An 11,288-nucleotide genomic window follows, 5' to 3' on the forward strand; every position below is an offset into this window, starting at 1 on the left:
TTGCAGGACAACGCCATGGCCGATGAGCGCGAGCTTCGCATCCGACCGGGGCGAATACGCTCCAACCGCGATCAGGCCGTGCGGCCGTTCATCGCCCAGGCCTTGGCGGCGGCGAAGAGAGCTGGTGGAAGCATCTCCCGCACCGGTCAAATCAGCCCGGGCAACCGATCGCGCTTCGGCCGGGGCCGGATCGCCAACATCCAGGCCAACCGCCTGCTGGCCGATCGCTCGCGCGTCACGGTCATCAAGACCCGCGTCGTTCGTCACTCCGGGCGTGCCGTCCCGCTCACCGCACACCTTTCCTACCTGCAACGCGAGGGCGTGACCCGTGACGGGGAAAAGGCCCGCATGTTCGGCCCCGAAGCCGATGATGCCAGCGTCAAGGTGTTTGCCGAGCGCTGTGATGGCGACCGCCACCATTTCCGCTTCATCGTCTCGCCAGAGGATGCGCCGGAGATGTCCGACCTCAGATCCTTCACCCGCGACCTTATGCGGCATATGGAGAAGGATCTCGGCACGAAGCTCGATTGGGTCGCGGCGGACCATTGGAACACCGACAATCCCCATATCCACGTCATCCTGCGTGGACGCACAGGTGACGGGCAAGATCTCGTCATCTCACGCGACTACATCAAGGAAGGGATGCGCGCCCGAGCCGCCGATATCGTTACCCAGGAACTCGGCCCTCGGTCGGATCTCGACATCCGCCGCAATCTGCAGCGGCAGATCGAAGCCGAACGCTGGACCCAGCTTGATCGTCAACTGCGCCGCGACATGTCGCGCACCGGCACCATCGATCTTGCCCCAAGTGCCTATAGGCCCACCGACGAGTATCACGTGCAAAAGGTCGGCCGCCTGCGCAAGCTCGAAGCCCTTGGTCTTGCCGATCAAGTTGCCCAAGGTCAATGGGTGATTGACGACAGGGCCGAGACGACCCTGCGCGCGCTCGGCGAGCGTGGCGACATCGTCAAACGAATGCACCGCGCCTTGACCGAGCGCGGGATCGAGCGCGGGTCGGGCGGTTATGTCTTGGCGGCCGAAAGCCTCGATACACCCATTGTCGGGCGACTGCTTGATCGCGGTCTCGACGACGAGCTGAGCGGCACTGCCTACGCCGTCGTCGACGGCGTCGACGGACGCACGCACCACATCAGACTTGGCGATCTGGAGGCAACTGGGGATGGTCCGCCAGGGTCGATCGTCGAATTGCGCAGCTTCGAAGATGCGAGGGGCCGGCGCAGGGTTGCACTCGCCGTCCGCTCCGACCTCGGCCTGCATGAGCAGATCACGGCAGCTGGGGCGACCTGGCTCGACAGGCAAGCCATCGCTCGCGAGCCCGCCGCCTTGAGCGCAGGTGGCTTCGGCGCCGAGGTTCACGAGGCTTTGGATCAGCGGGCCGGACACCTCATCAACGAAGGCCTTGCGAAGCGTTTGGGTGCGCGCGTTGTTTTCAACAGCAACCTGATCGAGACATTGCGCCGCCGAGAACTCGAACTGGTCGGTGCAAAGATCGCGGCCGAGTCCGGACAGCCGTTCAACCGTCCTGCCAGTGGAGCCTATGTCGCCGGCATCTATCGCCAGCGCTTGTCGCTTGCGTCAGGCCGCTTTGCCATGGTCGACGACGGCCTTGGCTTTCAACTCGTGCCCTGGACGCCCTCCCTCGAAAAACATCTCGGCCAGCATGTCTCCGGTGTCTCCCGGGATGGCGGAGGTGTCGACTGGAGCTTTGGCCGCAAGCGGGGGCTTGGCCTCTAAGGACACAAGAAGGAACCATGCCATGTCCGCCACCAAAATCCTCTGGGGCCAGATACTCACGGTCTTCCTGATCGTCCTGTTGACGATCTGGACAGCGACGCAATGGACCGCGTGGAGGCTGGGCTACCAGGCGCAACTCGGGCCGCCCTGGTTCGATCTGGCCGGCCTGCCCATCTACTATCCGCCTTCCTTGTTCTGGTGGTGGTACTTTTACGACGCCTACGCTCCGGATGTTTTCGCCGAAGGCGGCCTGGTCGCCGTGTCGGGGGGCTTCCTCTCGATCATCGTCGCGATCGGCATGTCAGTGTGGCGGGCGCGTGAATCCAAAAATGTCTACACCTATGGTTCGGCGCGATGGGCCGGCAGGAGGGAAGTGGAGGCGGCTGGCCTGCTTGGCGCCGACGGCGTCGTGCTTGGGCGCTACGATCTCCACTACCTGCGCCACGACGGACCCGAGCATGTTCTGTGCTTTGCTCCGACCCGATCGGGGAAGGGCGTCGGCCTGGTGGTGCCTTCGCTGTTTGCCTGGCCGGGTTCCGCGATCGTCCACGACATCAAGGGTGAGAACTGGCAGCTCACCGCCGGCTTCCGCGCTCAGCACGGTCGCGTGCTGCTCTTCGATCCGACCAATTCCAGATCGTCGGCCTACAATCCACTCCTCGAAGTCCGCCGCGGCGAATGGGAGGTTCGCGATGTCCAGAACATCGCCGACATTCTGGTCGATCCGGAAGGTAGCCTGGAAAAGTGCAACCATTGGGAAAAGACCAGTCACGCGTTGCTGGTCGGCGCTATCCTTCACGTCCTTTATGCCGAGAATGACAAGACGCTCGCCGGCGTTGCCGCCTTCCTCTCCGATCCGAAGCGTCCGATCGAGTCGACGCTGGCGGCGATGACGCGAACCGCGCATCTCGGCGAACCCGGCCCGCATCCGGTCATCGCCAGTGCTGCGCGCGAGCTGCTCAACAAATCCGACAACGAGCGCTCCGGCGTGCTGTCCACTGCCATGTCCTTCCTCGGCCTCTATCGCGATCCCGTCGTCGCCGAGGTAACAAGGCGCTGCGACTGGCGGATCGCCGACATCGTCGGCGGCAAGCAACCGGCGACGCTCTACCTGGTCGTGCCGCCGTCCGACATCAATCGGACCAAGCCGCTCATACGCCTCATCCTGAACCAGATCGGGCGTCGCCTGACCGAGGACCTGCGCACAAAGACCAGCCGCCATCGATTGCTGCTGATGCTGGATGAGTTTCCAGCGCTCGGCCGCCTCGACTTCTTCGAGAGCGCGCTGGCCTTCATGGCAGGATATGGGCTGAAGAGCTTCCTGATTGCTCAGTCACTGAATCAGATCGAAAAGGCTTACGGCCCGAATAACTCCATCCTCGACAACTGTCATGTTCGCGTCAGCTTCGCGACCAACGACGAAAGAACAGCCAAGCGTGTCTCCGACGCGCTGGGCACAGCGACGGAGATGCGGGCAATGAAGAACTATGCCGGTCACCGGCTGTCGCCTTGGCTCGGGCATCTCATGGTGTCGAGGCAAGAGACCGCCCGCCAGTTGCTGACCCCTGGAGAGGTCATGCAGCTTCCACCGACCGACGAGATCGTGATGGTGGCGGGTGTGCCGCCGATCCGAGCGAAGAAGGCCCGCTACTACGAGGATGCCCGCTTCCAGGAGCGCGTGCTGCCGCCACCTGAACTGTTCCGTCCGGAAGGGAGGCATCCCGATGATTGGAGCCTCCTGCCGGTCCTGGCCGGCGGCGTTGTTGACACTCCCCAAGGTTCGCCGCGACAGGACGATGAAGATACGACGGGATCCGAGCAGCGCCAACAGCCCGAACTCAATCGCGCGCCGCCAGTCGAGAAGACGGCCGCGATCGAGAACGAGTTCGAGATCGAGCAGGTGGATGATGGCGACGATGATGCCGTCAGCAATCGACGCCTGGCTCGCCTCGTAGAGGGCGTGGCGCGTCAGGTTTCGCTGGACCCCGATGACGGCATGGAGTTGTAGCCGCCATGACCGCTCGCCAGAAGAAAGTGCAGATCTCCGTCTATCTCGATCCGCCCCTCATGACGATGCTTCAGGACTATGCGGCGCGACGCGATCAATCCCAGTCCATGATAGCCGAAGCCGCGATCGCTTCGTTCCTGTCGCCCGATGCGGATGAGCGTCGCGAGGCCGCGATCACCAAGCGCCTCGACCAGGTCGACCGCCGCCTGGCCAGGCAGGAACGCGATATAGGCATCGCGGTCGAGACCTTGGCCGTGTTCGTCCGCTTTTGGTTGGCGACTACGCCCGCCTTGCCGGAGCCAGCAGCACAGGCTGCGCGATCCAAGGCAGCGGAACGCTACGAGGCCTTTGTCACTGCCCTGGGCCGGCGGCTGGCGAAGGGGCCGAAGCTGCGGCAGGAGATTTCGGAGGATGTCGATCCGGAAGAATCCGGCGGGGTTTAGGCGCATCACTTTGCGTTGTCGGCGGGTGTCCAGCTAATGACAGATGTGTTTACATTTTTTCCATAATGCGGCGATAATCGCCGCAAATTCCAATTGTTGTAAACCAATGGCGATCATGATAGTTTATAAAAATGGAAAATTGCGGCGATCATCGCCGCGTATGCGGAAATCTACAAACCCATGCCAACGAATGCTGATCGCCGAGCGCTGCTTCAAACCCTGCTACCCGAGGGGCTTCCGGTAACGAAGCAATGGCTAAAGAAGCAAAGCCCGCAATTTGATCGTCATGCAGTGGATAATCTGCTCAAAAGCAACCAGCTCAGATCGCTGGCGCCGGGCGTCTATGTGCGGCCCGGCACTCATTTGACCTGGCAAGGCGTGGTGGCCGCCTTGGAGAGCATGTTCGGCAGGGATCTTAGTGTCGGCGGGCTGACCGCGCTCGAGCTGCAGGGATTTGCGCATTACCTGCCGCTGTCGCGCCAAAGGACAGTGCATCTTTACAGTAAGGCCGCTTTGCCGGCCTGGCTGAACCATGCGATACCGACCGTAAAATTCATACGCCACAACGGCCTTCCCTCGCTTTTGGGATTCGGGCTCGTCCACCGCGAATATGATCCGGTCGAGCGCACGCTTGTAGATGTGCAAGCTCCGGGCCGGCAGCAGGATTTTTGGTCTGTCACCTTATCATCGCCCGAAAGGGCCTATCTGGAGGTGCTGATGGATGTTCCGGAGACGGTCTCGTTCGAGCACGCCAATCAACTGCTTCAGGGGATGACGACGCTTTCGCCACGGCGCATGGAGCAGCTTTTGCGCAAGTGCACCAGCGTCAAGGTTCGCCGCCTGTTCTACTGGATGGCCGAGCGCAATAATTATGCATGGTTCAAGAAGCTGCCCGCTCCCAAAGCGCTCGATGCGCTCGGCCTTGGTAGCGGCAACAGGGTTCTGGCCAAGGACGGCAGACTTGATTCAAAATATCGCATAACCATCCCGGAGGAGATGTGGACAGCACCAGCCCTTACTACGGACAAGTCCGCCTCCTGACCCGCATCCTGCCACTGGTGGCAGTCGAGAAATCGTTTGCGCTGAAAGGCGGCACCGCCATCAATCTCTTTGTCCGCGACCTGCCGCGCCTCTCCGTCGACATCGACCTTGTCTATCTGCCGATGGATGATCGCGACACGGCATTGAAAAACGTGGCGGAGGCGCTTGCCCGCATCGCGGACGCCATCAGCGCCGCGATGCCCGGAACCGAAATCATTCGCTCCTTCGAGCATCAGGCCGATGCGTTGCGCCTCTTCATTTCGTAGGGCGCCGACCGAATCAAGATCGAGCTCTCCCCGGTGCTACGCGGGTCCGTGCTTCCAGAGGAATTGCGCGAAGTATCGCCGGCGGTCGAAGAGCAGTTCGGCTATGTCGAAATGCAACTGCTGTCTTTTCCGGACCTGTATGCCGGAAAAATCTGTGCCGCACTCGACCGGCAGCATCCGCGGGATCTTTTTGACGTGAAGCTGCTCGTTGAGAGCGAGGGCCTCACCGAGGATCTGGTCAGGACCTTTCTGGTTTACCTCATCAGCCACAACCGGACGATGGCAGAACTGTTGCAACCCACCCGCAAGAACATAGCCGGCATCTACGAAGGGGAATTCGTCCGTATGTCCCAAGTCGAAGTCAGCCTCGACGAACTCCTCACCGTTCGCGAACGACTGGTCAGCGACCTCAACAGGGCTTTGACCGACAATCAGCGCAAATTTCTTCTATCGTTCAAAGCCAGTCGACCGGATTGGAGCCTGCTCGATGTCGTGGGCGCCGACAGGCTTCCCGCGGTCCGCTGGAAGCTGCACAATCTGGAACGCATGCCGCGAGCGAGGCAGCGTGCGGCGTATGACAATCTGGAGCGCGTGCTCGGCCTCGGTTCCAGTTGAAGTCGAGCAAGATTTGCCGCTCGACGCATTCCCTAGCGACGGCAACCAAGGCCATCCTCGAGGTCGGAGGGGGGGGCCGCGGTTCGGTTCAACACCGAGGCTCATCATTGCAGCCGTTCTTCTGTTATCTGCACGCGCACTATACGCACTCGCGCATAGATCGGCTTTATACGCGATTGCGTATAAATGGCGGTTATGCGCTATCGCTGATGAATCTAGCGACGGATGCGCAATCCCCGCGTCGGTCTCCTCTCCTTAAGATCGGCAATAACAGGCGCGGCTCGCGGCGACGTGAGTTGTGGGGAGCCCGGTTCACCGATCCGACCCCGATCGCTCTCCGATCAACGAGAAAAGGCAGCCGCACCGCCGCTCTCCTGTAATTACACGCCACGCTACTACGCCTCGACATACTTGTTGAACCGAACCGATATCCGGTTCTCTTAGTCATCCCCGAGCGGGGACCATCCGAGTTGTCCCCAACGGAAAGACGGGGACGAGATGACGGTTTCGCAAAACAATAGCGAAGGACGCGCCCGCAGCTCGCGCATGCTGCGCACGGCGCTCGGAGCCGAAATAGCACGGCTGCTGGACGATCCCGTGGTCGTCGAAGTCATGCTGAATCCCGACGGCCGGATTTGGGTGGACCGCCTCACCGAAGGTCTGGCCGAGACGGGGAAGGTGCTGTCTGCCGCCGATGGCGAGCGCATCGTGCGCCTGGTGGCTCATCACGTCGGCGCGGAAGTGCATCCGTGCTCTCCACGGGTCTCTGCCGAATTGCCCGAAACCGGGGAACGGTTCGAAGGACTGCTGCCGCCGGTCGTCGCCGCGCCGGCCTTTGCCATCCGCAAGCCAGCTGTCGCGATCTTCACACTCGAAGACTACGTGGCGGCTGGTATCATGACAGACGGTCAGGCGGCGACGTTGCGCGCTGCCGTCGCTGCCCGCGCAAACATCCTCGTCGCCGGCGGCACGTCCACGGGCAAGACGACGCTCACCAACGCCTTGCTCGCCGAAGTGGCGAAAGGGGCCGATCGCGTCGTCATCATCGAGGACACGCGCGAACTCCAGTGCGCGGCGCCCAACCTTGTCGCCATGCGCACAAAAGATGGTGTCGCCAACCTCTCCGACCTCGTCCGATCCTCAATGCGCCTGCGACCCGACCGCATCCCGATCGGTGAGGTGCGCGGCGCCGAGGCCCTCGACCTGCTGAAGGCATGGGGCACCGGGCACCCCGGCGGCATCGGCACCATCCATGCCGGCTCCGGGATCGGGGCGCTGCGCCGTCTCGAGCAACTCATCCAGGAAGCCGTCGTCACGGTGCCGCGCGCGCTGATCGCCGAAACCATTGACCTTGTCGCCGTCCTGTCGGGACGCGGTCCCGCACGGCGACTGACCGAACTCGCACGCATCGATGGCCTTGGACCCGACGGCGACTATCGCACCTCCAAAGCCACCCCGAACAACACAGGAGACAAATCATGATCCACAATCTTTCCCGTGAGCACCTGGCTACGGCGGCGACAACCCTCGTCATCTCTCTCATGGTGGCCCCGGCCGCCAATGCCGCCGGCTCCTCGATGCCGTGGGAGCAACCACTCGAAAAAATCCTTCAGTCGATCGAAGGGCCGGTCTCCAAGATCATTGCCGTCATCATCATCATCGTCACCGGCCTGACGCTTGCCTTTGGCGATACGTCCGGCGGCTTCAGGCGGCTGATCCAGATCGTCTTTGGCCTGTCGATCGCCTTCGCGGCGTCGAGCTTCTTTTTGTCGTTCTTCTCGTTTGGCGGCGGAGCGTTGATCTGATGGCAACCGCTTTCGAACAGCTCGACGCAGTGCCCGGTTTCACCGTCGCCGTTCATAGGGCGCTGACCGAGCACATACTGCTTGGCGGCGCACCCCGCTCCATCGCGATCCTGAACGGCACACTGGCAGGCGCGGTTGGCCTTGGCCTGCGCCTCTGGCTGGCCGGTCTCGTCATCTGGGTGTTTGGGCATTTCATGGCGGTGTGGGCTGCAAAGCGCGATCCGTTGTTCGTGGAAGTCGGCCGCCGGCATCTGCGCCTCCCCGCTCACATGTCTGTTTGAGGGCGCGATCATGATGAACCTTGCCGAATATCGCCGCCGCGCCAGCCGCCTTGCCGACTACCTGCCATGGGTTGCGCTCGTCGCGCCTGGCGTGGTGCTGAACAAGGATGGCAGCTTTCAGCGATCCGCTACGTTCCGCGGGCCGGATCTTGAATCCGCCGTCGCGGCCGAACTGGTCGCGGTGGCCTCGCGCATCAACAATGCCGTCCGTCGCCTCGGTTCGGGTTGGAGCCTCTTTGTCGAGGCGCAGCGGCACGCCGCCGCGACCTATCCCGAAAGCCAGTTTCCCGATCCCGCCTCTCGCCTGGTCGACGCCGAGCGCAAGGCCGAGTTCGAAGAAGAAGAAGTTCATTTCGTATCGAGCTACTTCCTCACCTTCCTTTATTTGCCGCCGGCCGAGGAAGCAGCCCGCGCCGAGACGTGGCTCTACGAGGGACGCGATCAGTCCGGGATAGATGCCAACGAAATTCTGCGCGCCTTTGTCGACCGCACCGAGCGCGTGTTCTCCCTGCTCGACGGCTTCATGCCGGAATGCCGCTGGCTCGATGACAGCGAGACGCTGACCTACCTGCATTCGACGATCTCGACCAAGCGCCATCGCGTGTGCGTCCCGGAGACACCCATCTATCTCGATGCGCTGCTGGCCGACCTGCCACTGACCGGGGGGCTTGAACCGTGCCTTGGCGACCAGCATCTTCGCGTGCTCACCATCGTCGGCTTCCCGACCGCGACCACGCCGGGTCTGCTCGATGACCTCAACCGGCTCGCCTTTCCCTATCGCTGGTCGACGCGCGCGATCCTGCTCGACAAGACTGATGCCGCCAAGCTGCTGACGAAGATCCGTCGGCAATGGTTTGCCAAGCGCAAGTCGATTGCGGCGATCCTGAAGGAGGTCATGACCAACGAGGCCTCCGTGCTGGTGGACACCGACGCCGCCAACAAGTCCGCCGACGCCGACATGGCCTTGCAGGAACTCGGGGCAGACGTGGCGGGCATGGCCTACGTCACTGCGACCGTCACGGTCTGGGACGCCGATCCGCGGGTGTCGCAGGAGAAACTTCGTCTCGTCGAGAAGGTCATTCAGGGCCGCGACTTCACCGCCATGGTCGAAACCATCAATGCCGTGGACGCCTGGCTCGGCTCATTGCCGGGACATGCCTACGCCAATGTACGCCAGCCGCCCATCTCGACACTCAATCTCGCCCACATGGTTCCCCTCTCTGCCGTGTGGGCGGGGCCGGAACGGGACGAGCACTTCGGTGCGCCCCCCTTGCTCTATGGCAAGACCGAGGGCTCGACCCCGTTCCGGTTGTCCCTGCATGTCGGCGACGTCGGGCACACGCTTGTCGTGGGCCCGACCGGCGCCGGCAAGTCGGTGCTGCTGGCTCTGATGGCCTTGCAGTTTCGCCGCTATGCGCGGGCCCAGGTCTTCGCCTTCGATTTCGGCGGTTCGATCCGTGCCGCGACACTTGCCATGGGCGGCGATTGGCACGATCTCGGGGGCGAACTCACCGAAGGCACCGAAGCCTCGGTCTCCCTCCAGCCACTTGCCCGCATACACGACGCCTACGAGCGCGCCTGGGCCGCCGACTGGGTTGTCGCGATCCTGGCGCGGGAAGGCATCGCTATTACCCCTGATGCCAAGGAGCATATCTGGGCCGCCCTGACGTCGCTCGCCTCGGCGCCAGTCGAGGAACGCACCATCACCGGCCTCAGCGTGCTTTTGCAGGCGAACGATCTGAAGCTGGCCCTTCGCTCCTATTGCATCGGCGGCCCCTATGGCCGGTTGCTCGATGCCGAGGCGGAGCACCTTGGCGCGGCATCCGTGCAGGCTTTCGAGATCGAGGGTCTTGTTGGCACCGGAGCCGCGCCGGCGGTTCTCTCCTACCTCTTCCATCGCATCGGTGACCGACTCGACGGGCGGCCGACATTGCTGATCATCGACGAGGGCTGGCTCGCCCTTGACGACCAAGGTTTCGCCGGCCAGTTGCGCGAATGGCTAAAGACGCTCCGCAAGAAGAACGCCAGCGTCATCTTCGCCACTCAGTCGCTGTCCGACATCGATAACTCGAAGATCGCCCCGGCGATCATCGAGAGCTGCCCGACCCGGCTGCTCTTGCCCAATGAACGCGCGATCGAGCCGCAGATCACGGCGATCTATCGCCGCTTCGGCCTCAACGATCGCCAGATAGAAATCCTGGCTCGCGCCACGCCGAAACGCGACTACTACTGCCAGTCCCGGCGTGGCAACCGTCTCTTCGAGCTCAGCCTGTCCGAAGTTGGGCTGGCGCTCTGCGCCGCATCCTCAAAAACCGATCAGGCCTTGATCGCCAGCATCGCCGCCGAACACGGGCGTGACGGGTTCCTTGCATCCTGGCTGCGCGCCCGAAACGTCGGCTGGGCCGCTGACCTCATTCCCGATCTCTCCACCTCCCTACCGCAAGCTGAAAAGGAACTCCAATCATGACTAGCCGTGGAAACTGCTCTCGGGCTGTGTTGCTGGCCGCCGCCTTGCTCACCGCACCGGTTGCGGCCTCACTGATGGTGACTGCGCCGGCGCAGGCATTCATCGTCTTTGATCCGTCCAACTATTCGCAAAATGTGCTGACGGCGGCGCGATCGCTTCAGCAGATCACCAACCAGATCACATCACTGCAGAACCAGGCCCAGATGCTGATCAACCAGGCGCGCAATCTCGCGAGCCTGCCCTTCTCCTCGCTGCAGCAGTTGCAGCAATCGGTGCAGCGCACGCAGCAGCTCCTCAACCAGGCGCAGAACGTCGCCTTCGACGTCCAGCAGATCGACAAGGCGTTTCAGCAGCAATATGGCAGCGTCTCTCTCTCAGCCTCCGACCAGCAACTCGTCACCGATGCGCGCTCGCGCTGGCAAAACACCGTAGGGGGCCTGCAGGACGCCATGTGCGTGCAGGCCGGCGTCGTCGGAAACATCGACACCAATCGCACGCAGATGTCGGGGCTTGTCGGCGCCAGCCAATCAGCGACCGGCGCGCTGCAGGCGACGCAAGCCGGCAACCAGCTCCTCGCGCTGCAGGCCCAGCAGCTCGCGGACCTCAC

The 11,288-nt window shown here is 62.7% G+C and carries 9 protein-coding genes and 1 pseudogene; all 10 read left to right on the top strand.

Features of this window, described 5'->3' with window-relative positions; translation table 11 throughout:
- The first annotated feature begins 15 nt into the window (after positions 1 to 15).
- Positions 16 to 1,755, top strand: a complete 1,740-nt coding sequence (locus EN738_RS22080) for a VirD2 family relaxase/mobilization nuclease (protein ID WP_127285569.1) — start codon at positions 16 to 18, stop codon at positions 1,753 to 1,755.
- A 22-nt stretch (positions 1,756 to 1,777) separates the two neighbouring features.
- The gene (locus tag EN738_RS22085) at positions 1,778 to 3,763 is read left to right on the top strand and encodes a conjugal transfer protein TraG (protein ID WP_127285570.1); all 1,986 of its coding nucleotides are present in this window, start codon (positions 1,778 to 1,780) and stop codon (positions 3,761 to 3,763) included.
- 5 nt (positions 3,764 to 3,768) lie between these two features.
- On the top strand, positions 3,769 to 4,206 hold the full coding sequence (locus EN738_RS22090) for a CopG family transcriptional regulator (protein WP_127285571.1): 438 nt from the start codon (positions 3,769 to 3,771) through the stop codon (positions 4,204 to 4,206).
- 180 nt (positions 4,207 to 4,386) lie between these two features.
- A complete protein-coding gene (locus EN738_RS22095) occupies positions 4,387 to 5,247 on the top strand; it encodes a type IV toxin-antitoxin system AbiEi family antitoxin domain-containing protein (protein WP_127285572.1) in 861 nt (286 codons plus the stop codon).
- A 17-nt stretch (positions 5,248 to 5,264) separates the two neighbouring features.
- Positions 5,265 to 6,128: pseudogene (locus EN738_RS22100) on the top strand (nucleotidyl transferase AbiEii/AbiGii toxin family protein).
- A 498-nt stretch (positions 6,129 to 6,626) separates the two neighbouring features.
- Positions 6,627 to 7,610: a P-type conjugative transfer ATPase TrbB gene (trbB, locus tag EN738_RS22105; protein WP_127285573.1), complete on the top strand. Its 984-nt coding sequence runs from the start codon at positions 6,627 to 6,629 to the stop codon at positions 7,608 to 7,610.
- The gene (locus EN738_RS22110) at positions 7,607 to 7,933 is read left to right on the top strand and encodes a TrbC/VirB2 family protein (protein WP_127285574.1); all 327 of its coding nucleotides are present in this window, start codon (positions 7,607 to 7,609) and stop codon (positions 7,931 to 7,933) included. The genes trbB and EN738_RS22110 overlap by 4 nt, the downstream gene beginning before the upstream one ends.
- Positions 7,933 to 8,214 carry a VirB3 family type IV secretion system protein gene (locus EN738_RS22115; RefSeq protein ID WP_127285575.1) on the top strand — a complete coding sequence of 94 codons (282 nt, stop codon included), beginning with the start codon at positions 7,933 to 7,935 and terminating at the stop codon, positions 8,212 to 8,214. The genes EN738_RS22110 and EN738_RS22115 overlap by 1 nt, the downstream gene beginning before the upstream one ends.
- A 10-nt stretch (positions 8,215 to 8,224) precedes the next feature.
- Positions 8,225 to 10,681, top strand: a complete 2,457-nt coding sequence (gene trbE / locus EN738_RS22120; RefSeq protein WP_127285576.1) for a conjugal transfer protein TrbE — start codon at positions 8,225 to 8,227, stop codon at positions 10,679 to 10,681.
- Positions 10,678 to 11,288 (top strand): P-type conjugative transfer protein TrbJ (trbJ, locus tag EN738_RS22125; protein WP_127285577.1); only part of this gene is annotated, 611 nt, incomplete at its 3' end. The genes trbE and trbJ, both read left to right, overlap by 4 nt.

It is taken from the genome of Mesorhizobium sp. M4B.F.Ca.ET.017.02.2.1 (assembly GCF_003998955.1).
Classification (GTDB): Bacteria; Pseudomonadota; Alphaproteobacteria; order Rhizobiales; family Rhizobiaceae; genus Mesorhizobium; species Mesorhizobium abyssinicae.

Excerpts from the sequence above, each read along its gene's own strand:
- EN738_RS22080 (WP_127285569.1), top strand. The coding sequence starts at position 16 with ATGGCCGATGAGCGCGAGCTTCGCATCCGACCGGGGCGAATACGCTCC.
- EN738_RS22085 (WP_127285570.1), top strand. The coding sequence starts at position 1,778 with ATGTCCGCCACCAAAATCCTCTGGGGCCAGATACTCACGGTCTTCCTG.
- EN738_RS22090 (WP_127285571.1), top strand. The coding sequence starts at position 3,769 with ATGACCGCTCGCCAGAAGAAAGTGCAGATCTCCGTCTATCTCGATCCG.
- EN738_RS22095 (WP_127285572.1), top strand. The coding sequence starts at position 4,387 with ATGCCAACGAATGCTGATCGCCGAGCGCTGCTTCAAACCCTGCTACCC.
- trbB (WP_127285573.1), top strand. The coding sequence starts at position 6,627 with ATGACGGTTTCGCAAAACAATAGCGAAGGACGCGCCCGCAGCTCGCGC.
- EN738_RS22110 (WP_127285574.1), top strand. The coding sequence starts at position 7,607 with ATGATCCACAATCTTTCCCGTGAGCACCTGGCTACGGCGGCGACAACC.
- EN738_RS22115 (WP_127285575.1), top strand. The coding sequence starts at position 7,933 with ATGGCAACCGCTTTCGAACAGCTCGACGCAGTGCCCGGTTTCACCGTC.
- trbE (WP_127285576.1), top strand. The coding sequence starts at position 8,225 with ATGATGAACCTTGCCGAATATCGCCGCCGCGCCAGCCGCCTTGCCGAC.